A 25,819-nucleotide genomic window follows, 5' to 3' on the forward strand; every position below is an offset into this window, starting at 1 on the left:
TATTGTTTCCCCAGCAGTCATTGCAGACGCGAACCATAATCGTCTTTGGCCTTCGCCAGAACCATTTCGGTAATCGCGATGAGGGTCGCGGCCCGTGTTTTTAAATCTGCAGCTTCCAGAAGCGCCTGCTTTTCAGCAGGACCGAAGGGAGACATCATCGAAAGCGCATTGACCAGTGTGTCGTTGGCAGCCCGCGAAATACTATCCCAGTCCGCTTCCAGATTATGCACTTCAAGATAGTCCTTGAAAGCACGCAACAACGCTTCTCGATCAATCTCACCGATATCGCGCGCCGCTTCAAGATCGGTCAGGAACGGTGCAATTTTGCATTGGCGATAAGGCCTGCGGCAGTTCACTTCTTCCAGAACCCGGAACCGGCAGATGCCCTGCAATGTAATAAGCACACGGCCGTCGCCAGTCTCGGAATAAGTGGTGATCCGTCCAAGACATCCAACCTGACTCAATTGCGGTCGAGCAGTCTCGTCGAACGTCTCGCCTTCGTCGTCGTCATCTGCATCTTCAATACGAGGCTGGATCATCGCGATAATCCGCTTACCAGCGAGCGCGTCTTCGACCATTTCGAGATAGCGTGGCTCAAAAATGTTCAGTGGCAGCTGGCCACCGGGCAAAAGAAGGGCTCCCTTGAGCGGAAATACCGGAACAAGCTCCGGAATATCCGAAGCTGTCCGATATCGGGCATTGCCCACTTGCATGACTTTCTCCTTCTGAGCATTTCCAGTAAAAGTGCGAAGCGGCTTTGCATATGAAAATGCATAAAAATAAAGAGATAAAGTGGCTTCAATGGTTCCGTATTATGAAGCCGCTTAAGAAAACAGGAGCGATGAAAGCTTGCGGCGCGCGCCCAGTGTCGCCGGATCTGCGTTGCCCCATGCCTCAAAGAATTGAAGAAGTTGCTTGCGCGCACCATCATCGTTCCAGCTGCGATCAGCCTTCATGACAGCCAGCAACTCATCAGCCGCTTCAACACGTCGTCCCTGCGCATTGCGCACTTGCGCAAGATCGTAACGCGCCTGAAAATCGTTCGGATCAGCCTGAACACGACGCTCCAGCTCTACCGGATCACCGATCAGCTTCACCTGATCAGCAAGTGCAAGCCGCGCTTCAAGCGCACGAACCGGCGCTGCATCCTGCTTGTCAGCAGGCAGGCTTGCCAGAATTTCGCGCGCCTTCTCAGCATCACCTGATTCAAGCAGGCAAGTCGCCAGACCGACAACAGCATCGACATTATCAGGCGCAACCTGCAGGATTGACGAGAAAATCTGCGCCGATTGCACGAAATCACCAGCTTCAACCAGTTCCTTGGCCGCGGCCACGGCTTCGGCAATTGCCGCTTCCTGATCGCTTGGGCCACCTATTTTCGCGATGAATTCCTTCACCTTGGATTCAGGCAGCGCTCCCATAAAGCCATCAGCAGGCTGTCCGTTCACAAAGGCAATGACAGCTGGGATGGACTGGATGCCGAGCTGACCCGCGATCGACGGATGGTCGTCGATATTCATCTTAACGAGCTTGACTGCACCGCCTGCTTCACGAACCGCGTTTTCGATAATTGGCGTGAGCTGTTTGCAAGGGCCGCACCATGGCGCCCAGAAATCAACGAGGACGGGCTGATTTCGCGATTCCGCGATGACATCGGCCTGAAAGGCTGCAGTCGTTGTGTCCTTGATAAGATCATTGCCGCCCAGAGACGCGCCACCGGCGGTTGGAGCCGAGGTGCCAAAAGACACATTGCCGGTCATTTGCGCACCTGAGTTCGAATAGGGATTGTTCTGGCTCGTCATCGGATATTCCTTATGTCTTCCAGCTTGCATATAGGGCAGCGGCAGGCCGGTTTCGATATGTCAGTTTGTATCTGCAGCAACCAATTGCAAGCCGCCATCGCACGGCAAGCGTCACTTACCAGTCTATACCTATGAAGACGCCTTCGCATCCTCTGAAACAGCAAGAATGCGCACGTCATGTCCTGTCGCAGCAAGAAAGCGCATCAGGTCGTCCCGCTTGATCGATGTCGTGGCTTCGTTCGTCAGAGGATGCCCATTAATGATGTCGTTTTCCATCAGACTTGCGTCGAGGACGATCTGAACATTATGCCCTGTATCGTTTACCGCGCCAAAGACCGTAACACCGCCAGGCACCACGCCGAGGTATTCCATCAGCTTCTCTGGCTTGCCAAAGGAAACGCGGCTGGAAGCACCAATAATCTGATGGATCGACTTGAGATCAACCACTGCTTCTTCATCCACTGTCACCAGAAAGAAATTGTCTTTCTTGTCCTTCAGAAACAGATTCTTGGTGTGACCTCCGGCGATTTCGCCACGCAGGCTTTGTGAATCGGCGACTGTGAACAATGGTGGATGCTCCACCGTCTTCACCTCGATATCGAGGTTTTTCAAATATTCATGCAGCTCGGCCGATGTCATGGGCATAAGATTCTGTTCCCTGAATGCGCGGTCTTTTCAAAAGACCATTATAGAAGCGTTGTTATACACTTAATCACGCAGGCCAAAGACGCAATAGCCGTATTTTGCCATCGCAGAGCGATTGCTTCCGAACAGGCCCGAAGCACCGTGATGAATCGTAAAAGCAAAAATATATGCATTCGAATGCAGCTGATTCACACTGATTTGGCGAGGCTGAGCCTAAGTTGCAAAGGCAAAGCATCTTATTCACAACGGGGCGAGGAATAATTTTTACTATTAATATCAATAGCTTATGTTATTTCAGCTTTTTCTTTTCAGGAAAGAACATTTTCCCTGTTGCAATATCAAAAGCGTTGGGCCATATAGCGCCTGCCTGACGGAAACGACTGGCGCGAGCGGGTGTAGCTCAGGGGTAGAGCACAACCTTGCCAAGGTTGGGGTCGAGGGTTCGAATCCCTTCGCCCGCTCCAGTTTTCCGTTGAGTATAGGCAACAAAGTCCCGGTTTCGTCCGGGATTTTTGCTTTTTGTACTCCAAAAACCGTTTCACACTTTTCGGAATGCGCTCTAAAGCGTACGACGATTGCTTGCCAGCAGCCACAAGAGATAGACGCCACCGAGCAGACCTGTCGTCAAACCTATTGGCATTTTTACATTGAGCGGAAAATGCTGGCTGACGAGATCAGCCCCTATCAGCAATGTCGCGCCCATAAGCGCGCTTGCAACAAGCGGCACACCGGCTGCACGCGTCAGCCGCCGCACCAGTTGCGGGGCAGCAAGCGCGATAAAGGCTATCGGCCCAGCCGCAGCCGTTGCAATTGATGTCAGGCCAACAGCGGCTAAAACCATGATTAGCCGCGTCGATTCAGTTGCGACACCCAGCTGGCGTGCAGCATCGTCCCCCATTTCGATCAGATCAATCCGCTGGGCATGATAAATCGCAACCGGCAGGATCGCCGCGAAGCCGATGACGGCAGGCAACGCATGAGACCAGGTTCGGGTGTTCAGTGAGCCGGCAAGCCAGAGCTGTGCCGATGCCGCCTGATCAAGATCACCTGCGACAAGCATCACCGTATTTAAACCGGACAGAACCGCCCCCACACCAATGCCAACCAGGATAAGCCGATAACCACCCGTCGTTCGGCCTTTCATCGCGAGCAGAAACACAATCAGCGCTGTGCCGATACCGGATAAAACAGCAGCCAATGCAGTTTCAAATGGCCCGGAATTGAAGAGGATTATCTGGACGATAGCGCCCGTTGCCGCGCCCGTCGTAAACCCTATGATGTCGGGCGATCCAAGCGCATTGCGTGAGATGGATTGAAAGATCGATCCCGCCATACCCAGTGAAGCACCAACGAAAAGTGCGGTTATCAAGCGAGGAAGGCGCACGCGAAAAATTATTCGGTCGGTCGTTGGATTAAGACCATGGCCCGTGACGCTTTTGAGAATATCATTGGGGGTAAAACCCATGCTGCCTGTACCCAGATGCATGACGCCCATAGCGCAGGCGAGCACAATCAGCAGAATACAAAAAAGCAATGTTCTCATTCGCCATTGAATGGAAAATGAACCGAAACGCAGGACAGATCGACGTTGAGCACTCATAGTTTTGACAGCCGGAATCTGCGAACAACGAAAATGAAGAATGGTCCACCGAGCAGCATCGAAACGATGCCCGCCGCAACCTCTGAAGGTGCTGCGATCACGCGCCCGATAATATCTGCGCCGAGCAATAGAATGGCTGCGAACAGCGCTGAATACGGTAAAATCCAGCGATAGTTCGGCCCAACCACAATCCGGGCGAGATGTGGAGCCACCAATCCCACAAATCCTATCGGCCCGGCACCCGCTGTTGCAGCGCCAGCAAGAAGCATGACAGACAGGCAGGAAAGGAACCAGGTGCGATAGACATCCACGCCCAGTGCAGCAGCCAGTTCTTTGCCCAGTGCAAGCGCGTTCAATCGTCCGGCAATCGAAAATGCTGCAATCAATCCGGCAGCGATCGAAACAACAAGTACCGCAATGACATCATATCCCCTGCCTTCGACGGAGCCCGCCGACCAGTGACGAAATTGATCCAAAACAGATGTTGGCGCATTGATGATGAGAATGCCCGCAACAGAAGCCAGAACGACGGATATTCCCGCACCTGCCAGCACCAGACGAACGGGATTGGTCCCAGCGCGCCTTTCCTGTCCCAGAAAGAAAACCGCGACCCCGGCAAGGCCCGCACCAGCAAAGGCAAACCAGACATATTGTGAAACACTTGTCAGGTTAAACGCCACGATCCCAAGGATGACCGCAACCGCAGCCCCTGCATTGATGCCCAGCAATCCCGGCTCAGCCAGTGGATTGCGGGTCACAGCCTGCATCACGGCACCTGCGACGCCCAGCGCCAACCCGACCATAATGGCAATAATGGTACGCGGAACCCGCAATTCGCGGATGATCAGATGCTCATTACTTTGAAGATCTGGCATCCAGAGCGCCTGCACGGTATCGGCAAGCGAGATCGAACGCGAACCGAGCACCAGGCTTGCGAAGACGGCAAGCAACAGCACCACAAGCCCCGCAATCAGCCCCCAAAAGCGGCGTTGCCTCTCCGATACGCGAGAGAACCCACAAATTCTCTTTTGTTGAAACAAGCCGGCGATCATTTACGGAAATGCGGGACGACCATATCGATCATCTGAATGCCCGAATAATAGTCGATGCGAAAGGATGTCGGCCCAAGCGAATAGACCTGGTTGCCTTTCACGGCATCCAGATTGGCAAGCACCGGGTCACTCAGAAATGAGTGTACATCGCCTTCCAGGCCGCGCAGGAGAAACACACTCTTACCGGTTACAGCAGCGGAAAGGTTCTCGTGCGAAATGAAATCAAAATCCGAACTGCGTGTGACTTGCTTTGTGAGAGCATCCGGCAAACCCGCGACTTTAAACCCAAGCGCTTCCAACAATTGTGCCTGTGCACTTGTTTGTTTGCCAATCGAGTAGCTGTTTCCGATATTATAACCGACAATCGTTACCGGATCGACAGGCGCTGTGATCTCCGCTGCAGCCTTGGCAGCATAATCATCAAAGCGCGCAACGCTTGCGACAACCTCATCCTCAAGACCTGCGGCCTTGCCGAGTTGCTTCGCAATATCCTGCCAGCTCTGATTGGAATAATTGACCACCATGGTCGGGATGCCTTGCGCGACAAGCTCTGCATATTGGGGCAGAACGCTGTCCGCACCTGTCGCTGAAACAACAACCAGATCAGGCTCGGCTGCGATAATTGCCTCAATATCGAATTCCAGATTGGAGTAGAGAACCTCGACGCCACGCTCATCCGCCACCTTGGCCCATTGTGAAAAGAAGCCCTTTTCATCGGTCAAAGGACTTGGCGTGGTTGCCGCACTGGCGACCAGCGGCGCATTGATGGCCAACAGAATACCCGTCAGGCTCGGCGCAGTCGAAACAATCCGCAAGGGTTTGGATTTCAGCGTCAGCGTGCCCGAATGATGTTCGATGGTTCGGGGCCATGCTGCATCTTCCGCAAGCGCCAATTTGAAGGGCAAAACCAGCAACGCAAGCATTACCAGAAACTTGAGAACATTCTTACTAAGTGCCATAGCTGATACTTCGTTGCCGCGTTATGCAATGGGATGAGAAGGCGCATCATAAAACATGATCGCGCCACTCCATATTGCAGAACGCATTCTACAATGCAATACGAGGCAATGCAGAGTGACACGCATACCCTGCCGACGATCCATCGAGGAGCCGCAATGACACACCGCCTTCACGCTGAAGCCGTGACCCTGAAATACGACGAGAGAACGGTTGCAACCGATCTGTCGGTATCTATTCCGGATGCGTCATTCACCGTGATTGTCGGCCCGAATGCCTGTGGAAAATCTACCCTGCTCAGAGCATTGTCGCGATTGCTCAAGCCAAGTCAGGGGAAGATCATTCTCGACGGCGGCGATATCGCGAGTTTGCCTGCAAAAGAGACCGCCCGACGGCTGGGGTTGCTGCCGCAAAGCTCGACTGCACCGGAAGGTATCACTGTTGCAGACCTGGTAGCTCGCGGCCGTTACCCGCATCAGTCATTTTTGAGGCAATGGTCAGAAGCTGATGAACTGGCCGTGGCGCAAGCGATGGACGCCACCCGCATCACCGAATTGGCGGGAAGGCTTGTCGATGAACTCTCCGGTGGCCAGCGCCAGCGCGTATGGATTGCGCTCGTTCTGGCACAGGAAACACCAATCCTGCTTCTGGATGAGCCAACAACCTATCTCGACATCGCACACCAGATTGAGCTGCTTGATCTGCTTGCGCAGCTTAATAGACAAGGGCGAACAGTCGTCGCCGTACTCCATGAACTGAACCACGCCTGTCGTTATGCGACCCACCTGATTGCCATGCGGGAAGGTGCTATTATAGCGCAGGGCAAGCCGTCTGAAATCGTCACCGAACAACTGGTTAAAGACGCATTCGGGCTGTCTTCGATCATCATTCCGGACCCGGTTTCGGGGACGCCGCTGATCGTTCCGAAAAGCAGCGCCGCCCATATCGAGCCTGCGGAATAGCACGTATTCCACTCTGAAAACCGGACCCGGTTTTCGGGATGCGCTCTAGCTGTTCGGCATTTCCAGTTTGGTATCGACGATAAGGCCACCTGTCGATTCATTGACGATGCAAGCTTCATGGAAAAGCGCACGGCGCTCCTCATCCGTGCGCAACTGGCCGAGATCAGCAACCGTAGTCATCACACAGACAATCTCTCCCTGGGCATCGAGCACAGGCGAAGCCTGACCCGTTACATTCGACAAAAGATGGCTGGTCATCTCGGACCAGCGGTCTTCACGCACCTTTTCAAGCAGGGCTTTGGACGGCGGCGTTCCGCGAAAATGCGCGGGCTGCACCTTGCGCGCTGCATCGACCGTGGCCTTTGGAAGATAGGACTGAAAAATATGGCCGCAGGCTGTATTGTCGATCGGCAAGGTATCTCCAAGCGCCAGCGGGTTCACGGAAAAATAGGCGCTGCGATACCAGCGAACCAGCGTTGGCCCTCGGTCAGTCCAGATCGCCACCCCCCCACTCATCGCATGACTTTGCGATAGAGCTTTCATGTGTTGTGCAGCAATTTCCACCGCATCGACCCGCCGAAGCGCGCCGATGCCAATGCTCAGTGCCGTTGGACCAAGATCATAAAAGCCACTGACCGGATCCTGCTTGGCAAGCCCCTCTTTTACAAGGCTTTGCAAATAGCGATGCGCTGTCGAGCCGCCGGTTCCAGCTCGTTTTGCGACCTCCCCCAAAGGCAGCTCATTCTCGGCATTGGCAAGAATTTTCAGAAATCGGGCAGCAATTGAAACAGACTGAATCGTGCCGGAACGTTTGTCGCTAACGACTTCCATCTCCTCACTCACGGATTGATCCTGATCTTCCAATTGTCATGCCTCCCATAGATTCACCCCTTTCTTTAGCCCGATGGGCAAGTAAAGTCATGCCTTTCCAGATAGCTAAGCCGACAAAGTCCTCGTCGCACGATACCGCGCAAGCCATCCCACCCCAGAACATGTTGCGATTTGGCAACATACTCAACAAGCTTGCATTCATACTGTATTGCGGTATGCATTCCTTATTGCGGAATCTCTTTAGTCAGCATAACAGAACATGACTTACACACTCATGTTTTGAGGCGACTTATGATTACCCGCTCCTCCCGCAGCTTTTTCTACGGCGTCAGCGCATTGACGCTGGCAGCGATTTCAAGCTCATCAGCCTTCGCGCAAGATGCGGACGCATCAGGAAGCTCCAAAGGACTGGTGCTCGACACACTCGTCATCACCGGCGAAAAAGTTGCGCGTGATATCAAGAACACCGCCTCATCCGTGACCGTGATTACGGCAAAGGAAATCGACAAGGAAAAAACTGGCGACACTTCCGTATCCGAAGCGGTTCGCGGAACACCCAATGTTGTTTATACCGACACTGTTGGTGCACCGGTCATTCGTGGTCAGGACACGCAGGGACCAAACAATGGTGCGACGGCCTTCTTCTCGGGCACCGTCCCCCGCGCAACGATCAATCTTGATGGTCATTACTTGAACTATAACGAGTTCATCTTTGGCTCCACCTCGATCTGGGATCTCGACAGCATCGAGGTTTTCCGCGGGCCGCAGACCACATCGCAGGGCGCAAACGCGATTGCCGGTGCAATCGTGGTCAATACCAAAGACCCGACTTTTGAGCAGGAAGGCGCATATCAGGTCGAGATCGGCAGCTATAAATCCAAGCGCACTTCTATCATGCTGAATAGCCCGCTCTACAAGGATGAGCTCGCTGGCCGTCTGGCAATTGATTATTCGGGTCGCGACACCTTCATCGATTATGTCAATCCGGGTTTCTACTCTTCCGGCACCGATCAGGATTTCCAGTCGCTGAACATTCGTTCGAAGCTGCTCTGGCAGCCTGCGGAAATCCCCGGCCTTGAGGCAAAGCTCACCTACTCTTTCAACAAAAGCAATCGCCCAACCTATGAAGCGGCCACGCCGTTTTACTATGATCTCGATTACAGTGGCGCCACCTTGCCGTCGTGGGATCAGCGTACCAATACCGGCATCCTGGATGTCAGCTACGAATTTGATAACGGCTTCAAACTCCACAACCAGACACAGTTCTCAGATTCATCGGTCGAGCGCAGAGTAGGTATCGCGCATAATGGTGATGCCAATATTGAGCAAACCAATATTTCGAATGAAACACGCCTCACTTTTGGAGATCAGGAGGATGTCCTGAGCGGTGTCGCCGGTGTTTATTTCGCCCATACGAAGACCGACGAGCTACTCGATATGGTGAACGCGGCCAATAAGGTCGCCGTCAACAACTATATCTCGACGTTTGACGATAAGAAAACGAATGTTGGCCTGTTTGGTGAACTAAGCTGGCGTATTAATGAGCAATGGACATTGACTGGAGGCGCACGCTTCCAGCACGACAAAATTCAACGCGATGGCGTCTCGGTCTATGCGCTCGACGCGATTAATTTCGATGAATCCTTCTCGGCTTTCTTGCCTAAAGTATCGCTGGCCTATGCTATCACCCCTGACCTTACAGTCGGTGGTCTTATCAGTCGCGGTTATAATCCCGGCGGTGTTTCGCTTTATATGAACACAGCCAACCCTGCGACGAGCAAATGGAACAAGTTCGATGAGGAAACTCTGTGGAACTACGAATTGTTCACCCGCGCGGAGTTCCTGGACAACAAGCTCGTTATAAACGGCAACGTGTTCTACATGGACTTCAAGAATGCCCAGTATAATATTCCGGTTGTCATTTCTCCCGGCATCACCCAGTCATATACGATCAACGCGGAAAAGGCACATGCCTATGGGCTTGAACTCGGCGCCGATTATCAGATCCTCGATAATCTGACCCTCAAGGCAGGGGCTGGCATCATGCGCACGAAAATCGATGAGATCTCGAGCAACCCTGATTATGCAGATAACGAGTTCGCCAAATCGCCGGGCTATATGCTGAACTTCGGCGCAAGTTGGAATGTAACCGAAAAACTCAATGTTTCCGGTGATGTGCGCTACATAGACAGCTACTATTCCGATGTCGCGAACACCCCATCCTATTGGATTGACGCTTACACAATCGCCAACGCACGCGTGAGTTACGACTTTAACGAAAAATTCCAGCTCTACGGATTTGTGAAGAATATCTTCAACGAACGTGTACCAACATCCAAGCAAGCAACGCGCGGTCTAAGCGGAGCAACGACACAGGCCAGCATGACAATGCCACGCACTTTCGGCATCGGCATCAAGGGCAGCTTCTGACCACTTGCATCAATCAATCAAACCGCGAGCTTTCGGCTCGCGGTTCTGCTGAAAAACTGACCGGATTTTGTCATGACACCTCGCAAAACGCTCCACATCGGCATGTCGCTCGCTCCCACCTGGCTTAGCAATGATGGCTGGCGCCACGACAATAGCGATATTGAAGGTGTCTTCGGCTCAGACTTTTACGTCGACATCGCGCGGCGCGCGGAGGCTGCAAAACTCGACTTCGTGTTTCGTCCCGACAATCTGTTTCTCAACAGCCAGATCATGGAAACCACGCCCGGGTTTGCCAGTCTGGATGCGACTTTGCTGATGGCAACACTTGCGCGCGAAACGTCCAAAATCGGTCTACTCACGACGATTTCGACCACCTTCATGCCGCCCTATGCCGTCGCACGGCAGGTTCTGTCATTGCACCACTTAAGCAACGGGCGTGCGGGGTGGAACATCGTCACCGCCCTTGATGGCAATGTGAACTTTGGTCTCGATGAAATGCCGACATCTGACGAACGCTATGCACGGGCAGCAGAGTTTACCGATGTCGTGCAAGCGCTCTGGCAAAGCTTCCCCGGCTCTGCTCTCAAGCGTGACCGGGCCAGCGGTAACTATGCCGACCCAGCACGTATCCAGCCAATCAATCATGAGGGCGCTTCGTTTAAAGTCAAAGGCCCGCTCAATATTCCTTCACTGGAGAATGTTCCGATCCCGCTCGTTCAGGCGGGTGCTTCACCAGCCGGGCGCAATTTTGCAGCGTCAGTCGCCGATGCGATTTTCTCGGCAACGCCCGACATCGATGCGGCGATTAATCTTCGCAATGACCTGCGTTCTCTCGCACAATCTCACGGCCGGAATGCCGACGACGTGCGTCTGCTTCCGGGTCTCAGCCTCTATCTCGCATCAACGCGCAAAGAGGCGGAAGAGCTTTTTTCCTATACCCACGCGCGCGGCGACCGCACGCGCAAGATTGCCTATATTCGGGATATGACAGGCCTTGATCTTACCGACTGGCCCGAAGATCGCCTGATCAGCCCCTCGGACCTGCCTCCGCCACCAGAAAAAGTACGCAGTAAAACCCATGCGGGATTGCTGCAGCGCCTTTTGCAGAAAGAGACGCTCAGCCTTGAAGACCTGCTACGCAGGCCGGAAGTGATCAGTGCTGCCCATTGGCAGATCATCGGCACGGTCGATGACGCTGCCGAGGCAATCCAGAAATGGTCTGATGCCGGTGCTATCGATGGTTTCATCACCGCACCCGGCGGTTCAACGTCATCCATGCATCTCGCACTTGACGAGCTGATGCCAAGGTTGAGTGAAGCGGGCCTTCTGCGCACCGACTATTCCGGCGACACATTTGCCCATCACTTGAGCGAATAGGCGTCACCGCTCACGCGAAGCTGAAATCAAGACCAATATCAAGGTTAGGCGCGCTATGCGTCGTCCAGCCTATTGAGATCAGATCGACACCGCTTGCAGCAACGGCTGCAACGGTTTCAGGCGTAATCCCACCTGAAGCCTCGGCAATCGCCCGGCCATCGATAATGCCCACTGCTTCGCGCAATTGCGCGGGCGACATATTGTCGAGCAATACCGCATCGACGCCGATCGCCATTGCTTCAAGCAACTGCTCCAGTGTGTCGACTTCCACTTCAATCTTGACCATATGGCCTGCATTGGCCTTGGCGCGGGAGATTGCTTCGCTCACACCACCCGCAACTGCAATATGATTATCCTTGATGAGCACGGCATCATAAAGCGCAAACCGGTGGTTCATGCCCCCGCCTGCCCGCACGGCATATTTTTGGAAAGCACGCAGCCCCGGCATGGTCTTGCGCGTGCAGACGATTGCAGCTTTTGTCCCCGCAACAGCCTTGACCAGATTGGCTGTTGCTGTGGCTACACCTGAAAGATGCCCCAGAAAATTGAGCGCCGTGCGTTCGGCAGCAAGGATACTGCGCGACGAACCCGATACGCGAGCGATCTCCGTACCGGGCTGATGCGAGGTGCCATCGCTGCTCAACCGATCAAAGACAATCGCGGGATCAACCAGCCGGAATGCAGTTTCCGCTACGTCCAAACCAGCGACCACGCCCGGCTGCCGCAGGCTGAAAACCATTGTAGAGCGATGATCAGCAGGTACCACTGCGTTGCTCGTGATATCGCCTGCCAGTCCCAGATCTTCTAGAAGGGTCGCACGTACCAGCGGTTCGACAAGCAAGGGGGAAAGGCGCGGGAGGTCCATCATGCGATCCTCGACAAAGGTTGATCTATGACAATTTCGCGTGCGAGTGCAAAAGCCTGTTCAAACGTATAGAAACTGCGCTGAGCCTGCTCATTTTTGCTGCGATAATCCGTGCGTGCGTGGCTACCACGAGACTCCTGCCGCTTGAATGCAGCAACACTCATGACAAGTGCCACAGCTGCCGCATCATTGGCTTTCACAAGCGGAAGCAGCGCCGCAATTGCGGCGCGCAGTTCATCTTCATTGCGCAGCAAGCCAAGTGAACGTGAGACAATTGGGCGAACGACGGAGGGATCGCTTGATAGCGGTGCATTGGTGGCTGCAAGCAAGGGTACTGACACCTTCGGCTCTTGCGCGATGGCACGGCCTGCCCGCAAACCCATGACAGCCGCTTCAAGAAGCGAATTGCTCGCCAGACGGTTTGCCCCATGAAGCCCGGTACAGGCAGCTTCCCCCACAGCCCACAATCCCTGCAGGCTGGTGCGACCATCACAATCAGTCGCCACCCCGCCCATATGATAATGGGTGGCAGGCTTCACCGGGATCAGATCGCTGGATGGATCAATACCATGCCGCTTCAGGAGCGCATCAATAGCCGGAAACCGTGTTGCAAAACGCTCACCGAGACAAGCCCGTGCATCAAGAAAAACGTTCCGACCAAGTGCAAGCTGCTCTCCAATCGCACGCGCAACAACGTCGCGCGGAGCAAGTTCCTGTCCATGGACATGCTGCATGAAACGCTCACCGCGATCATCGACAAGGATTGCCCCCTCGCCGCGTACAGCCTCGCTGATCAGCGGCAATCGCTGCGCTGAAACGGCCAGAGCGGTCGGATGAAACTGCACAAATTCCATATCTGCTAGAACGGCACCCGCACGACCGGCCAGCGCCGCTCCCTGACCAAGATTTCCAGGCGGCGTGGTCGTCGCCTCATACAAGCCGCCCGTTCCACCCGTGGCCAGGACGATAGCACAGCCTGCGACTGGCCCGACGCCTTCAAGCTCCACCCCGCAAACCCGCTTTTCATGCGTGATAAGGCGCAGTGCTTTTGTATTCTCCCGCACCGTGATTGATGGCGTGGCGAGAACTCTGGCAATAAGCGCGCGCATGATACCTGCGCCTGTCGCATCCCCATCAACATGCGCAATGCGATGCCGGGCATGGGCGGCCTCAAGCCCCAGAGAATAGGTGCCATCCGGCTTGCGGTCGAAGCACACCCCATATTCTTCAAGCGTTGCAATCGCTTGAGGAGCGGCCTCGATAATATGCGCTGTTACCGTCCGATCGCAAAGACCCTCACCTGCCGCCAGCGTATCCGCAATATGCAAAGCTGCGCTATCATCGGTGCCAAGAGCTCCGGCAATACCACCCTGAGCCAACGGGCTGGAGCCCGCCAGGCCAAGGGTTCCGGCAGTCACCAGCAAGACGGGATGGGAGGCAAGTGAAAGTGCGCTCATCAAGCCTGCAAGGCCGCTGCCTATAACGATGACAGGGGCCGTCGTCATACCGCAAGCATCCGCTCGACAGCACGGCGTGCAGGTTCCGCAATCGCCGGATCGACGGTGACTTCATGCCTGCTGTTTTCCAACGCATCACGAATATTGCCAAGCGTGATCCGCTTCATATGAGGACAAAGATTGCAGGGCCGGATAAATTCAACATCCGGATGATCGACAGCCACATTGTCACTCATTGAGCATTCGGTCAGAAGCACCACGCGTTGCGGCTTCTTTTCACCGACAAAGTCCGACATCACAGCCGTCGAACCGGCAAAATCAGCTGCCTCCACCACTTCAGGCGGGCATTCTGGATGTGCCAAAACCATGACACCGGGATGGCTTTCGCGCAGTTCGCGAATGTCGTCAGGCGTGAAGCGTTCATGCACTTCACAATGACCATGCCAGGCTAAAATTTCGACATTGGTTTCACGCGCAATGTTCTGTGCAAGATATTCATCAGGGATCATCAGCACGCGCGGCACGCCAAGCGACTCGACGACCTTTTTCGCATTCCCCGACGTGCAGCAAATATCGGATGCGGCCTTCACAGCAGCCGATGTGTTGACATAGGTGATGATCGGCACGCCCGGATGCGCCTCACGCAAAAGCGCTACATCCTGCGGCGTAATCGAATCCGCGAGTGAGCAGCCAGCGCCCATATCCGGGATCAGCACAGTCTTTTTGGGATTGAGCAGCTTGGCTGTCTCTGCCATGAAATGCACGCCCGCCAGCACGATCACATCGGCTTCGACATCAATCGCCTTGCGGGCAAGTGCGAGACTGTCGCCGACAATATCCGCCACGCAATGGAAGATTTCCGGTGTCTGATAATTATGCGCGAGAATAACTGCATTGCGTTGGCGCTTGAGTTCAAGAATGGCCGCAACATCGTCTTCAAAGCGCATCCACTCAACCCGAGGCAGGACAGACGCCACGCGATCATAAAGCTTTGAAACAGAAACAAACTCATTCATGGCAGCCTCCCGAGCAGCGCATACAGCGGTTCCATTTGAGAACGAACGATGGAGCCTCTGTAACTGTTTGTTTTTACGCATTATCCGATGCAAAACCGCTTCGCACTTTTGCTGGAAATGCTTTCAATTCCGCAATAGCGGAAAAATCTATTATACTCATTATGAGTATTTCATAGATGTGGCGTTATACTCGATTCGAGCATATTGTCAATCGCGAGAGAGAGGGAGCTTTGTTCCTGCAACATGGCGCTCGGAAAGTGCGCGTTCTTCGACAATCGAATAGCGGAAACGGAAGAGCTTGGCCGGGCGGCCACCGGTTTCGCTATCGCTTTCGCCCGTCTCTTCAACAAGGTCCTGCTGTTCGATCAGGCGGCGGAAATTCTGCTTATGCAGCCGCAATCCGGCCAGAGCTTCGACGGTGCGTTGAAGCTGCAAAAGTGTGAAACTGTCGGGCATCAGTTCGAATACGACAGGGCGATATTTGATCTTCGCACGCAACCGCGCGATGGCGGTTGCAAGAATCCGCCTGTGATCGGCAAACATATGCCTGCCGTTCTCCTCATCGCCTTTTCCGGCTTCACTGACGAGGCCCGCCTCATAGAGAAGCTCATAGCGTTGAAGCACCAGATCTTCGTTCCAGCGCTCACCATTCAGCCCGAACGAAAAACCTATGCGCCGCAGGCGCTGTGCCGTCAGTTCCGCACAAACGGCCTGATGCGCCCAGACGCGAAGACCATTGCTCAGGTGCCCGACAATCTCAGGCACACCCTGCCTATGATCTTCCCATGGCAGATAGTCATACCAGCCACGCCAACTGGCCTGACCGGACGCCGCATCGCCTTCACGCACCAACCCGAGATAGCTGATTGAAATTGTCCGCTCGCCGAGCTTGTGACGGTCACGATCGGCAAAAGTATAGAGCTGCTCAAGATAGCCAACAGGATGAGCGGTTTCGGCCTGCACCCAGGCGCGCAGGCCCGATTGCAGCGAACGATGCTCGGTCTCAAATGGCCCGGATGGCAAAGCCTGCCCTTGGCGCACTGTCATAACGCGTGGCTGCTCACCCGTAACGGCAGTTAAAACGGCAATCAGCTCAGTATGGGCAATGTCGTCAGTCAACGCGGCAGCTTCTTTCTTCACTCAACACCCGAAGGCATGCAGAACCGTATGAAATGGTTGTGCGTTGGATAATACATAAAATCAATTCAAAAGCTTGCCGCACACAAAGGCTATCCGCCATAAAAAACGCCGCCCGGTGGGCGGCGTTTCAATCGGACTAATCGTCCCGATTATGGGGTTACGTCGAAGCCGAACCACTTTTCGGAAAGCTTCTTGATCGTACCATCGGCCTTGGCTGCTTCAATGGCTTCATTGAACATCTTCTGCAGTTCAGGTTCATTCTTGCGGATACCAACTGCAACGCCGCGACCCAGAATGCCACCCTTGAAGTAAGGACCGGTCATGACGATGTCTTCATTGCCCGGCTTCTTGGCTGCATCGGAGAGGTAAGCCAGCGAGGCAACAACCAAATCGACGCGGCCCGACTTGAGATCGAGGTCATGCTGATCAGTGGTCTTGTATTCACGGATATCGGTTGAATCCTTGAAGTACTTATCCAGCAGCGAGAGGCCGAGCGAAGCGGTCTGAACGCCAACGGTACGACCCTTGATTTCAGCAGCGATCTCGTCGATTGCCTTCTGGTTCGCTTCTTCATCCTTGGCGAGATAAAGCGTTTCGCCAGTGTGTGGCAGCTTGGCAAACGGGCTGTCCTTCAGCGTTGCGAAGGTCTGTGGCGTCAGGCCGTAGGAAACGGTGAAGTCGATGGTTTCTTCGCGCTTTGGCGTAGCGGTCAGGCCAGCCATGATGGCGTCGAACTTACCAGCATTGAGTGCAGGAATGATGCCATCAAAAGGCTGCGCAACCATCGTGCATTCAACCTTCATGCGTGCGCAGAGATCCTTGTAGAGATCAACTTCGTAACCATCCAGCGTGCCATCTGGCTTGGTGAAGTTATACGGACGGAAAGCGCCTTCCGTAGCGATCGTGATCTTGTCCCACTTTTTCCCTTCTGCATGTGCAGAAGCGGTTGTGAGAACCAGTGCCGAAACGAACAGGGCTTTGAACAATCCTGTGGTCTTCATTTGACTTAACCTTACGCAGTTATTTGCTGACGTGCCTTTTGGCATAAATCAGCGTTGTTTGAAATAATCAGGCTGCATTTTCGTGGCTGATAAACTTGCGGAAACGCTCAGATTTGGAATTTCCGAACACCTCTTCAGGCGCACCGTCTTCTTCGACCAGGCCCTGGTGAACGAAGACCACGCGATTGGATACATCGCGGGCAAAACCCATTTCGTGCGTGACAACCAGCATGGTGCGGCCTTCTTCCGCCAGACCCCGCATAACGCGCAGCACTTCGCCAACCAGCTCTGGATCGAGTGCCGATGTCGGCTCGTCGAACAGCATGACCTTTGGCTTCATGGCGAGCGCACGCGCAATGGCTGCACGCTGCTGCTGGCCACCGGAAAGATGTGCCGGATAGAAATCACGCTTGTCGGCAATGCCAACCTTGGCGAGCAGTGCTTCTGCCTCTTCCACGCATTCAGCGCGTGAACGGCCCTGAACATAGATCGGCGCTTCAATGATGTTCTCAAGAATGGTCTTGTGAGACCAGAGATTGAAGCTCTGGAAAACCATGCCAAGCTCGGAGCGGATGCGCGAGACCTGCTTCTTGTCAGCCGGATAGGCGTCGCCCTTCGAGTTCTTCGCCATGCGAATGGTCTCACCGGAAACTGTGACCGTACCCGAGGTGGGGATTTCCAGCAGATTGATGCAGCGCAGGAAGGTTGACTTGCCGGAGCCCGAAGAGCCGAGGATCGAAATCACTTCGCCTTCGCGCGCTTCCATCGAGATGCCCTTGAGCACTTCATTGGCGCCAAAGCTCTTGCGCAGGTTTTCAACTTTCAACGCCACCGGGGCCGTTTGAGACACAACTTTACTCACGATGTTTTTCCTTCGGTGGTGATCTTGACGACGGGCTGGCGCAGATAAGGCGTAAGCTTGTATTCAGCAAACATGAGCACGCGTGTCAGAACGAAGTTGATGGCAAGATAGATAGCGCCCGCAATAACGAACACTTCAATTGCGCGATAGGATTCAGCGATCAGCTTGGCGGCGATGCCTGTCACTTCCATCAAAGTGATGATGGAGGCCAGCGACGTCGCCTTGACCATAGAGATCATTTCATTGCCATAGCCGGGCAGTGCCTGGCGGATTGCCAGCGGCATGACAACACGGCGGAAGCAGGTGAAGCGTGACATGCCGCAAGCCTTTGCAGCTTCAATCTGCCCACTTGGCACCGACAGAAGGCCGCCACGGATGATTTCACTGGCATAGGCGGCGTTGTTCAAAGTCAGAGCAATGATCGCGCACCAGTACGGTTCACGCAGGATTGGCCACAGAAATGAGTAGCGGATGACCGGAAACTGGCTCAGGCCGTAATAGATAATGAAGATTTGCACCAGAAGCGGCGTGCCGCGAAATACGAAAACGTAAAGTCGGGCAATCCAATCAAGAACAGCGACACCTGACAGGCGCATCATGGCAAAAAGCAGGGCCAGAATCGCGCCAAAGACAATCGAGCTTGCAGCAAGCTGAAGGGTCAGCGGCACGCCGCTCATCATCTGAAAGAAGGCTTCAGAGTAGAATTGAAGGTTCATTTTGCCCTCCGGACGCCACGCGAGAAGTGGCGTTCAGCTGCTTGCAGTATGGTGCCCGAAACCGACGAGATCAGAAGGTACAGCGCACCAGCAATGAGGAAGAAGTTGAATGGCAAGCCAGTCGAGCCAGCGCCGATCTGTGCCTGACGCAAAATGTCGACAACGCCAACAACTGAGATCAGAGCGGATTCTTTAAGTGCTACCTGCCAGACATTGCCAAGGCCCGGCAACGCATGACGGAGTGCCAGCGGCGCAATGATGCGACGGAACTTGAGCGTCTGTCGCATGCCACAGGCGGAGGCTGCTTCAAGCTCGCCCTTGGATACCGCACGGAATGCACCACGGAGAACTTCCGTGTGATGCGCCCCGCAGGAAATGCCTATTGCGAGCACGCCAGCTAGGAATGCCGGAAAGCCGATAAAGCCCTCTGCACCAAAGAAGCGACCGATCGCCGTTACCGCAGCACTGCCGCCGAAATAGAACAGATAGATCACCAGAAGGTCGGGAATACCGCGAATGATGGTCGTGTAACCATCGGCAATTCCGCGCAGCGCAAGACCGCCAGAAATTTTCGCCCAGGCAGCAAACACGCCAATGATTGCGCCAAGAAGAAAGCCGAGCACAGCGAGCGAAACACTCACCAAAGCAGCCATCACCAGCACATAGCCCCAGCCGTCAGGCCCGAAGCTCAGAATATCGAGAAACGCCTTCATGATGCATCAGGCCATGTGGGGGATTGCGAAATCAACGTCATATTGCTTTCCGGGTATTTCTTTAGAGCGCTATACGTCCAACTGGACGTACAAAGGTCGATCTAGACTATTGAATCTAAGCATCGTGCTTCGGGCTTACGGCTTCACTTATCAGACGCAGGCAAAGCTGGTTGAACACTATCCGGGATCGGATTCACAAAAACCGCCCCATTGAGCTTCTTCTCATGATCTTCTTTGGCTTTAACAATCTGCTCCGGGTTGCGGAACAGCTCTATAGCCGTACTTCCCATAATCTTCGCCGCATGGGCCATGCCTTTATGTGCTGCAGGCAACTTACCTTGTGCAACCATCTGCCATGAATGAAGCGGCGTGCCGATTGCGCAGGTTGCACCGCGCATCTGCACAGTTGGAACAACCCAGCTTACGCTGCCAACATCCGTGGAGCCAACGAGCGAGTTATCGCCCTTATAAGGCTCATAGATGCCCTCGCAAAGCGCAATTTCAGCGTTTGGTTGAACACCGAAGCGGCGGAACGCATCGGAGATATCTTCTTTGGTCAGTGTTGCCTGAAAACGCTTTGCGGTTTCGCGATCCTGCTCATCAAAAACCGGCGGGCCAAGGCGATCAAGCTCACGCTGCATCAGCTGTTCCAGCGCCGGATTGCCAATAAGATTGGCATCACCGCTGACGATGTCGCTCTTGACCGTTGTTTCGGTCATCAGAGCCGCACCATCGGCGATCTTTTTGACGCGTTCCAGTAGAACCTGCATTTGCGGCAAATCGAGCGCGCGGATCAGATAGCGCACGCTTGCTTTTGCTTGCACGACATTGGGGGCAAAACCACCTGTATCAGTGACAGCATAGTGAATGCGTGCTGATGACGGCATATGCTCGCGCATATAATTCACGCCGACATTCATCAGCTCAACGGCATCAAGCGCGCTGCGCCCTAGATGCGGAGCGGATGCCGCATGGGCTGCACGACCGGTGAAGTTGAAAGTGATTTCGTTGCAGGCCAGTGAAACCGGATCGTTTACGCCCGCAAAAGGCGCCGGGTGCCAGCAGAACGCAATATCGACGTCGTCGAACAAGCCTTCGCGCACCATAAAGCCCTTGGCTGAACCGCCCTCTTCGGCAGGACAACCATAGTAGCGTACGCGTCCTTTGATGCCGTTTGCCTCAAGATATTCCTTCACTGCGGCTGCAGCCAGAAGTGAACCGGAACCAAGCAGGTTATGGCCACAGCCATGTCCGTTGCCGCCCGCTTCAATCGGCTGCTCTTCCGCTATACCGGCGAGCTGGCTCAAGCCTGGAAGTGCATCGAACTCGCCCAGAATGGCGATGACCGGACCTTCTTCACCCGCCTCGCCCATCACAGCGGTTGGCAGGCCTGCAATACCACGCTGCACGCGGAAGCCTTCGGCCTCCAGCTGAGCCGCATGAGCGTCGCTCGACTTGTATTCTTCGTAATTGGTTTCCGGGTTATCCCAAACCGTATCGCTCAGTTCGAAATAGGCGGCGCTCTTTGCGTCGACGATATCCCAGATGTCGTGATGGTTCTTCAACTTGAGGTCCACGCTCTCGGCTCAATTTTCAACATTTCAGTCGGAAGAAGCAGGTCTAGGACAATCGAGAAGACCAAAATTTCGGCTTCTGTTTTATCGGCTTTTATGGCTGAAACAGTTCGATCTGACTGCTGCCACAGAAGAGAACGCTCCTCCCGAGCGGTACCTAGAGGTACTCTAAACTTGTGGCAACAGATATAAGTGAAATTGCTCAAAAGACATATCAGAAGTGACATTATGGCCAGCAAGAGTTTCCGGTTTGATAAGCCATTATGCGGATAGGTAACGATACGCTCCGAAAGACGAAGGCTACTCACTCGGCAGCGGAGGCTGCATCGGTTAAGGCCGATGCAGCCTCGGACTGCGTTATGAGCTTTTAAGCTCATCTTCATCCATGTCTCTTGCACGGCACGTCAAACATTGAATTGAAAGCCATCGACTGTGAAAGCCTGCCCCGTAATGAAGCAGGGCTCCGATGTCGCAAGGAAAGTTACCATGCGTGCCACATCGTCGGCACAACCTAGCCGTCCCAATGCAATTCCCTTGATAACTTCATCTGCGCGTTCGGTGACGTTCGTGTCGATCTCCGTACGAATGACACCAGGACAGATGGCGTTGACCGCAATGTTTGGCCCCAGTTCCTTGGCAAGCGAACGAGTCATGCCAAGGATACCGGCTTTTGCTGCCGCATAAGCGAACTTGCTAACCGCTGCCGTTACACCGCCCGAATAGGCGTTGAGCGACGACATTGAAACAATCCGGCCGCCGCCCTGCTTCAGCATATGTGGTGCAGTATGCTGAATATAATTGAAGCAGCTTTTCAGATTGATCGCGATTGCACGGTCGAACTCGTCTTCTGTAATATCAAGAATGCCGACAGGAGCGGAACGCCCGGCATTGTTGAGCAGGAAGTCGACGCGCCCGAAGGTTTCAATTGTCTGGGCGACAATCTCACCTGCCCGCTTATGGCTAGAGACATCAGCAACACATTGAAGGGCACGCACGCCCAGAGCTTCGATCTCGGCTGCCGTATCAGCGAGCTCCGCCTCGAGCAGATCGACCAGCGTCACATGATAACCAGCTCGCGCCAGATCAAGAGCACAAGCCTTACCGATGCCTCGCGCGCCGCCCGTGACGATGGCAACTTTGTTTTCAGTCTTCATTTCAAAACGTGCTCCTTTTGTGTTGCCTTGTGATCGTATGTCTGCCACATTATTCCACAACAGGAATTTGGTTCACATATATGAACATTGAAAACAACGGCGAAGTTAAATCGGCAGTCAGGGTTCTTGAAATTCTCGAATTTCTTGCTCGCGCTCACAAACCGGTAACATTGAAGGCGATTGTTGCCGAACTGGGCTATCCAAAGAGCAGCACCTTCAATCTGCTCGCGACCTTAGTTGCGCGTGCCTACGTGGTCCGTGACGACACCGAGTCCTATAAGATTCATGATGCTTTCCGGAACGGCCCCGGCTGGTGCAGTGGTAGCGACGCCTATCTGATAGCAACAGCACAGCCGATCATGGATGCCATGCGCGACAACGAAGGCGAGACCGTATTTCTCGGCGCGCGACGCAAGGATGGCCGCGTCAAGCTTCTGGCCAAGAGTGCGAGCCATCAGGTGGTGCGCTTCGATTCTGACCTCACAGGCTCGGACCCCGCTTACTGCACTGCTATGGGCCGCATCCTTCTCGCACATTGGCAGCCTGAAAAGACAGCAAGCTATCTCGCCAAAGAACGCATCATACCGCTCACCGACAAGACAGTAATTGACCGCGTGCAGATCCGCCGCATTATCGATGCCGCCCGAGAAAACGGCTACGCAATTTGTGACGAAGAAGCTGTCATCGGCGGCTCAGGCGTTGCTGCACCGGTTTTTGATGCCAGCGGAGAGGTGATTGCCACGCTGAATATGGCAACGATTTCATCGCGCTTCACTGCTTGCCGGCAACGTATGATCGACGCCGTGATCAAACACGCCGCCGAGCTGAGCGCTCGCCTCGGACATAAACCATCCACAACAGACAAGCAGTAAAATGGATATACATTTCAAAGAGAAAAGAGTCCTGGTCACTGGGGCCGCGAGGGGAATTGGCCGTGCCATATGTGAGGCGTTCGCCGCATATGGCGCATCGGTTACTGCAACGGATGTTCTTGATGATGAACTGGCGAAACTCGTTAATGAAGCACGTCCGGCACGCGGCGGGTCAATCCGTGCGGCCCATCTTGACGTAACCGATGAAGCCGCGATTGCAGAATTGATTGCGGACGCTGACAAAGACGGTGGCTTTGATATTTTCGTGCATGTGGCAGGTGGGGTTCTTGGGCAGAAAAAGCGTCCCCTTGAAGAAGTCCCGGCTGCCGACTGGGATCGTATCTACGACATTAATGTGCGTGGCGCATTTCTTGTCGGCAAAGCCGTCGTTCCCGCTATGAAAAACCGTGGCGCGGGCAAGATGGTATTCATTTCAAGCGGTGCGGGGCTTGGCGTCAGCCTGACCGGTATCCAAGCCTATGCCAGCGCAAAAGCCGCCCTTATCAGTCTCGCGCGCCAGCTTGGCCATGAACTCGGCCCATTTGGGATCAATGTCAATGCCGTAGCTCCCGGCTTCCTGCGAACAAGCCCCGACTATGAGCGTCAGTGGGCGTCTTATGGCGACGATGGTCAGGCTGCCATGATCAATGAAATTCCGCTGCGTCGTATCGGACTACCGGAAGATATTTCCAATGCGGTGCTCTTTCTCGCTTCGCCCTATGCAAGCTGGATCACAGGCCAGACCTTATCGGTTAGTGGAGGACCAACAACATGACAACTGATACACCCGTTCCAACATGGACGTGGCCAGAAGAGCGGCTGCAGACCATCATGAACCGTGCACGCGCTGGCCGCAGCTTCAAGCCATCGGCTTGGGAAAATGGTGCAAAATGTGCAGTTGGACTATCGTTCGACTCCGACCACGACACATTCGAATTGCGTGATGGCGGCAAATCGATTTCTGCTCTTTCACAAGGACAATTCGGCCCGAGGCAAGGCATTCCGCGCATTCGTGAATTGCTGCGGAACAACAGCATCCCCGCAACATTCTTTGTGCCTGCAGTTTCGGCGATCCATTATCCTGACGAGCAGCGCGCTTTAATTGATGAGGGGCATGAAATCGCCCTTCATGGCTGGATTCATGAGCGCAATACTTTGCTTGATGGCGATACCGAGCGCGATCTTCAACATCGTTCTGCTGATGCGCTGGAGAAGATCACCGGTATTAGACCCGTAGGCATCCGGACGCCATCGTGGGATTTCAGCGACAATACTCTCCAGATTACCGCCGAAATGGGCCTGCTCTACGATTCTTCGCTGATGGCAGACGTCGATTGTTATGAGCTTTTGCTTAATGGCGAGCCGACCGGTGTGACCGAACTGCCAGTCGAATGGATTCGTGATGATGCTGCCTATCTCGTCATGGATCGTTGGGGCGGTTTGCGCCCACAGATTGCACCGCACGATATTCTCCAGATTTTCATTCGCGAGTTTGATGCCGCTTATGAAGAAGGGGGGATTTTCCAGCTGACGATGCATCCGGATATCATCGGCCATCGGTCCCGCATTTGGATCTTGAAGGAACTGATCGGCCACATTCGGCAACATAAGGATATCTGGTTCGCCACGCATGCGGACATCGCACGTTATGCCAAGCTAAACGGCTGATAATACTATAATTCTATCGCTAACGCTTAAAGCCCGACCTGAGTTTCAGGTCAGGGTTTTCTGCTTGTTGATCAGCGTATACTGCTTTTCATTATACAGAACTAAATTCATATACATGAACCACATTCCGCTTTTCATCACTCGTCAGTGGGTACACACTTGATGTTGAAGAAAGGCGTGGAAATTCACACCAGACAAAACTCCACCCCGAAACAATCATAAGAACGAGGGAACTATGTTCAAGAAAATCGCCGCTATCAGTCTATGCACTCTCTCCGTCCTTTACAGTGGAAGCGTGCTCGCGAAAGAATGGAAGACCGTTACTGTTGGCGTAGAAGGTGCCTTTCCGCCATTCAACCTGACCACCCCTGGCGGAGAGCTTCAGGGGCTTGATCTGGATGTTATCAAGGAAGTCTGCAAGCGAGCTGAACTTGATTGTAAGATCGTAGCGCAGGATTGGGACAGCCAGATTCCGTCGCTTCTCGCTGGCAAGTTTGATGTGGTCCTGACCATGGGACCAAACCCTGAGCGCCGCAAAGCCATCGATTTCTCCGACCCATATGTAATCACGCCGAATACGTTCCTTGTTCCGGCTGACGGACCATTAGCCAACCTGCCTCACACAGGTGAAAGCCTCTCCACGGATACGGAAGAAGGTAAAAAAGCACTCGCTGATCTTAAAGAAGCGCTGAAAGGCAAGACAATCGGCGCTTCACTTTCGACCAGCCAGCTGCAGTTTGTAGAAGAAAATTTCGGCGATGCCGTTCAAGTCCGCACCTATAAGGGATCGGAACAGGTCAAGCTTGATCTGCAATCAGGCCGCGTCGATGGTCAGTATGACAATGTCGTTTTCGCTCGCGACCGTGCCGAAAAAAGCAATGGTGCGCTTAAGATCACCGGGCCACTTCTGGTCGGCGGCATTCAGGCAACAAATGTCTGCATCGGATTGCGTAAAGACGAGCCTGAGTTAAAAGCCAAGCTCGATAAAGCCATCGGCGAAATGCGGGCAGATGGAACACTATCGAAAATGTCTGAGAAGTGGTTCTCGATGGATTTGAGCCCGAAGAGCTAAACGAGTCCCAATAGCAAAACAAAAGCGCGCTGTTCTCACAGCGCGCTTTTTTT

Annotated in this window: 24 protein-coding genes and 1 tRNA gene; 8 read left to right on the forward strand and 17 right to left on the reverse strand. The window is 54.0% G+C overall.

All coding sequences use genetic code 11. The features are described from left to right. Positions 1–17 precede the first annotated feature (17 nt). The 3 genes from CEV34_RS18610 to CEV34_RS18620 form a co-directional block, all read right to left on the reverse strand. Complete coding sequence (locus CEV34_RS18610; RefSeq protein ID WP_007877750.1) at positions 18–713, reverse strand: LON peptidase substrate-binding domain-containing protein; 696 nt, start codon at positions 711–713, stop codon at positions 18–20. Between the two features lie 111 nt (positions 714–824). Next, positions 825–1,802: a thioredoxin gene (gene trxA, locus CEV34_RS18615; RefSeq protein WP_007877749.1), complete on the reverse strand. Its 978-nt coding sequence runs from the start codon at positions 1,800–1,802 to the stop codon at positions 825–827. A 129-nt stretch (positions 1,803–1,931) separates the two neighbouring features. Further along, positions 1,932–2,447, reverse strand: a complete 516-nt coding sequence (locus CEV34_RS18620; RefSeq protein ID WP_007877747.1) for a prolyl-tRNA synthetase associated domain-containing protein — start codon at positions 2,445–2,447, stop codon at positions 1,932–1,934. 389 nt (positions 2,448–2,836) lie between these two features. Here CEV34_RS18620 and CEV34_RS18625 point away from each other — a divergent pair. Continuing rightward, a tRNA-Gly gene (locus tag CEV34_RS18625) sits at positions 2,837–2,911 on the forward strand. A 95-nt stretch (positions 2,912–3,006) separates the two neighbouring features. On the opposite strand, the gene CEV34_RS18630 is transcribed toward CEV34_RS18625, so the two are convergent. From CEV34_RS18630 to fepB, 3 genes are all read right to left on the reverse strand, one after another. Then, complete coding sequence (locus tag CEV34_RS18630; protein ID WP_235819106.1) at positions 3,007–3,990, reverse strand: FecCD family ABC transporter permease; 984 nt, start codon at positions 3,988–3,990, stop codon at positions 3,007–3,009. 53 nt (positions 3,991–4,043) lie between these two features. Further along, a complete protein-coding gene (locus CEV34_RS18635) occupies positions 4,044–5,006 on the reverse strand; it encodes a FecCD family ABC transporter permease (protein ID WP_007877737.1) in 963 nt (320 codons plus the stop codon). 89 nt (positions 5,007–5,095) lie between these two features. Then, positions 5,096–6,058, reverse strand: coding sequence for a Fe2+-enterobactin ABC transporter substrate-binding protein (gene fepB / locus CEV34_RS18640; protein ID WP_007877736.1), 963 nt, complete (start codon positions 6,056–6,058; stop codon positions 5,096–5,098). A 156-nt stretch (positions 6,059–6,214) separates the two neighbouring features. Here fepB and CEV34_RS18645 point away from each other — a divergent pair, with 156 nt between their 5' ends. Next, a complete protein-coding gene (locus tag CEV34_RS18645; RefSeq protein WP_007877735.1) occupies positions 6,215–7,018 on the forward strand; it encodes an ABC transporter ATP-binding protein in 804 nt (267 codons plus the stop codon). A 45-nt stretch (positions 7,019–7,063) separates the two neighbouring features. On the opposite strand, the gene CEV34_RS18650 is transcribed toward CEV34_RS18645, so the two are convergent. Further along, positions 7,064–7,849 carry an IclR family transcriptional regulator gene (locus CEV34_RS18650; protein WP_039860395.1) on the reverse strand — a complete coding sequence of 262 codons (786 nt, stop codon included), beginning with the start codon at positions 7,847–7,849 and terminating at the stop codon, positions 7,064–7,066. Positions 7,850–8,140: 291 nt separating this feature from the next. Between CEV34_RS18650 and CEV34_RS18655 the strand changes: the two genes are divergently transcribed. Together CEV34_RS18655 and CEV34_RS18660 are read left to right on the forward strand one after the other, a co-directional pair. Continuing rightward, positions 8,141–10,279 carry a TonB-dependent receptor gene (locus CEV34_RS18655; RefSeq protein WP_007877731.1) on the forward strand — a complete coding sequence of 713 codons (2,139 nt, stop codon included), beginning with the start codon at positions 8,141–8,143 and terminating at the stop codon, positions 10,277–10,279. 72 nt (positions 10,280–10,351) lie between these two features. Continuing rightward, entirely contained in the window at positions 10,352–11,656 is a 1,305-nt protein-coding gene (locus tag CEV34_RS18660) for an NtaA/DmoA family FMN-dependent monooxygenase (protein ID WP_007877729.1), read from the forward strand. A gap of 10 nt (positions 11,657–11,666) precedes the next feature. On the opposite strand, the gene nadC is transcribed toward CEV34_RS18660, so the two are convergent. The 10 genes from nadC to CEV34_RS18710 all read right to left on the reverse strand — a co-directional run bounded on the left by nadC (position 11,667) and on the right by CEV34_RS18710 (position 22,154). After that, positions 11,667–12,521: a carboxylating nicotinate-nucleotide diphosphorylase gene (gene nadC, locus CEV34_RS18665; RefSeq protein ID WP_007877727.1), complete on the reverse strand. Its 855-nt coding sequence runs from the start codon at positions 12,519–12,521 to the stop codon at positions 11,667–11,669. After that, on the reverse strand, positions 12,521–14,026 hold the full coding sequence (locus CEV34_RS18670; protein WP_007877725.1) for an L-aspartate oxidase: 1,506 nt from the start codon (positions 14,024–14,026) through the stop codon (positions 12,521–12,523). Before CEV34_RS18670 ends, nadC begins: the two co-directional genes overlap by 1 nt. Further along, a complete protein-coding gene (nadA, locus tag CEV34_RS18675) occupies positions 14,023–14,994 on the reverse strand; it encodes a quinolinate synthase NadA (RefSeq protein WP_007877722.1) in 972 nt (323 codons plus the stop codon). The genes CEV34_RS18670 and nadA overlap by 4 nt, the downstream gene beginning before the upstream one ends. Before the next feature lie 207 nt (positions 14,995–15,201). Next, positions 15,202–16,113 carry an NUDIX hydrolase gene (locus CEV34_RS18680; RefSeq protein ID WP_039860451.1) on the reverse strand — a complete coding sequence of 304 codons (912 nt, stop codon included), beginning with the start codon at positions 16,111–16,113 and terminating at the stop codon, positions 15,202–15,204. Positions 16,114–16,283: 170 nt separating this feature from the next. After that, positions 16,284–17,135: a transporter substrate-binding domain-containing protein gene (locus tag CEV34_RS18685; RefSeq protein ID WP_007877714.1), complete on the reverse strand. Its 852-nt coding sequence runs from the start codon at positions 17,133–17,135 to the stop codon at positions 16,284–16,286. Positions 17,136–17,202: 67 nt separating this feature from the next. Continuing rightward, on the reverse strand, positions 17,203–17,997 hold the full coding sequence (locus CEV34_RS18690) for an ABC transporter ATP-binding protein (RefSeq protein ID WP_083898647.1): 795 nt from the start codon (positions 17,995–17,997) through the stop codon (positions 17,203–17,205). Beyond that, positions 17,994–18,713 (reverse strand): ABC transporter permease, encoded by a 720-nt coding sequence (locus CEV34_RS18695; protein WP_007877709.1) that lies wholly within the window; start codon positions 18,711–18,713, stop codon positions 17,994–17,996. The genes CEV34_RS18690 and CEV34_RS18695 overlap by 4 nt, the downstream gene beginning before the upstream one ends. Then, positions 18,710–19,426 carry an ABC transporter permease gene (locus tag CEV34_RS18700; RefSeq protein WP_007877707.1) on the reverse strand — a complete coding sequence of 239 codons (717 nt, stop codon included), beginning with the start codon at positions 19,424–19,426 and terminating at the stop codon, positions 18,710–18,712. Before CEV34_RS18700 ends, CEV34_RS18695 begins: the two co-directional genes overlap by 4 nt. A 143-nt stretch (positions 19,427–19,569) precedes the next feature. Beyond that, entirely contained in the window at positions 19,570–21,003 is a 1,434-nt protein-coding gene (locus CEV34_RS18705) for a M20 family metallopeptidase (RefSeq protein ID WP_007877705.1), read from the reverse strand. Between the two features lie 401 nt (positions 21,004–21,404). Beyond that, entirely contained in the window at positions 21,405–22,154 is a 750-nt protein-coding gene (locus CEV34_RS18710; protein WP_007877703.1) for an SDR family NAD(P)-dependent oxidoreductase, read from the reverse strand. An 80-nt stretch (positions 22,155–22,234) separates the two neighbouring features. Between CEV34_RS18710 and CEV34_RS18715 the strand changes: the two genes are divergently transcribed. The 4 genes from CEV34_RS18715 (at position 22,235) to CEV34_RS18730 (ending at position 25,766) form a co-directional block, all read left to right on the forward strand. Next, positions 22,235–23,026: an IclR family transcriptional regulator gene (locus CEV34_RS18715; RefSeq protein WP_007877701.1), complete on the forward strand. Its 792-nt coding sequence runs from the start codon at positions 22,235–22,237 to the stop codon at positions 23,024–23,026. 1 nt (position 23,027) lies between these two features. Then, positions 23,028–23,801, forward strand: a complete 774-nt coding sequence (locus tag CEV34_RS18720) for an SDR family NAD(P)-dependent oxidoreductase (RefSeq protein ID WP_007877700.1) — start codon at positions 23,028–23,030, stop codon at positions 23,799–23,801. Continuing rightward, positions 23,798–24,694 (forward strand): polysaccharide deacetylase family protein, encoded by an 897-nt coding sequence (locus CEV34_RS18725; RefSeq protein WP_007877699.1) that lies wholly within the window; start codon positions 23,798–23,800, stop codon positions 24,692–24,694. The genes CEV34_RS18720 and CEV34_RS18725 overlap by 4 nt, the downstream gene beginning before the upstream one ends. Positions 24,695–24,929: 235 nt before the next feature. Then, positions 24,930–25,766: a transporter substrate-binding domain-containing protein gene (locus tag CEV34_RS18730; RefSeq protein ID WP_007877698.1), complete on the forward strand. Its 837-nt coding sequence runs from the start codon at positions 24,930–24,932 to the stop codon at positions 25,764–25,766. Positions 25,767–25,819 lie beyond the last annotated feature (53 nt).

It is taken from the genome of Brucella pseudogrignonensis, from assembly GCF_002252525.1.
GTDB lineage: Bacteria > Pseudomonadota > Alphaproteobacteria > Rhizobiales > Rhizobiaceae > Brucella > Brucella pseudogrignonensis.

What these genes read in the sequence shown, in the direction of transcription:
- CEV34_RS18610 (WP_007877750.1), bottom strand. Translation starts at nt 713, where the DNA reads ATGCAAGTGGGCAATGCCCGATATCGGACAGCTTCGGATATTCCGGAG.
- trxA (WP_007877749.1), bottom strand. Translation starts at nt 1,802, where the DNA reads ATGACGAGCCAGAACAATCCCTATTCGAACTCAGGTGCGCAAATGACC.
- CEV34_RS18620 (WP_007877747.1), bottom strand. Translation starts at nt 2,447, where the DNA reads ATGCCCATGACATCGGCCGAGCTGCATGAATATTTGAAAAACCTCGAT.
- CEV34_RS18630 (WP_235819106.1), bottom strand. Translation starts at nt 3,990, where the DNA reads ATGAGAACATTGCTTTTTTGTATTCTGCTGATTGTGCTCGCCTGCGCT.
- fepB (WP_007877736.1), bottom strand. Translation starts at nt 6,058, where the DNA reads ATGGCACTTAGTAAGAATGTTCTCAAGTTTCTGGTAATGCTTGCGTTG.
- CEV34_RS18645 (WP_007877735.1), top strand. Translation starts at nt 6,215, where the DNA reads ATGACACACCGCCTTCACGCTGAAGCCGTGACCCTGAAATACGACGAG.
- CEV34_RS18650 (WP_039860395.1), bottom strand. Translation starts at nt 7,849, where the DNA reads ATGGAAGTCGTTAGCGACAAACGTTCCGGCACGATTCAGTCTGTTTCA.
- CEV34_RS18655 (WP_007877731.1), top strand. Translation starts at nt 8,141, where the DNA reads ATGATTACCCGCTCCTCCCGCAGCTTTTTCTACGGCGTCAGCGCATTG.
- CEV34_RS18660 (WP_007877729.1), top strand. Translation starts at nt 10,352, where the DNA reads ATGACACCTCGCAAAACGCTCCACATCGGCATGTCGCTCGCTCCCACC.
- nadC (WP_007877727.1), bottom strand. Translation starts at nt 12,521, where the DNA reads ATGGACCTCCCGCGCCTTTCCCCCTTGCTTGTCGAACCGCTGGTACGT.
- CEV34_RS18670 (WP_007877725.1), bottom strand. Translation starts at nt 14,026, where the DNA reads ATGACGACGGCCCCTGTCATCGTTATAGGCAGCGGCCTTGCAGGCTTG.
- nadA (WP_007877722.1), bottom strand. Translation starts at nt 14,994, where the DNA reads ATGAATGAGTTTGTTTCTGTTTCAAAGCTTTATGATCGCGTGGCGTCT.
- CEV34_RS18685 (WP_007877714.1), bottom strand. Translation starts at nt 17,135, where the DNA reads ATGAAGACCACAGGATTGTTCAAAGCCCTGTTCGTTTCGGCACTGGTT.
- CEV34_RS18695 (WP_007877709.1), bottom strand. Translation starts at nt 18,713, where the DNA reads ATGAACCTTCAATTCTACTCTGAAGCCTTCTTTCAGATGATGAGCGGC.
- CEV34_RS18700 (WP_007877707.1), bottom strand. Translation starts at nt 19,426, where the DNA reads ATGAAGGCGTTTCTCGATATTCTGAGCTTCGGGCCTGACGGCTGGGGC.
- CEV34_RS18710 (WP_007877703.1), bottom strand. Translation starts at nt 22,154, where the DNA reads ATGAAGACTGAAAACAAAGTTGCCATCGTCACGGGCGGCGCGCGAGGC.
- CEV34_RS18715 (WP_007877701.1), top strand. Translation starts at nt 22,235, where the DNA reads ATGAACATTGAAAACAACGGCGAAGTTAAATCGGCAGTCAGGGTTCTT.
- CEV34_RS18720 (WP_007877700.1), top strand. Translation starts at nt 23,028, where the DNA reads ATGGATATACATTTCAAAGAGAAAAGAGTCCTGGTCACTGGGGCCGCG.
- CEV34_RS18725 (WP_007877699.1), top strand. Translation starts at nt 23,798, where the DNA reads ATGACAACTGATACACCCGTTCCAACATGGACGTGGCCAGAAGAGCGG.
- CEV34_RS18730 (WP_007877698.1), top strand. Translation starts at nt 24,930, where the DNA reads ATGTTCAAGAAAATCGCCGCTATCAGTCTATGCACTCTCTCCGTCCTT.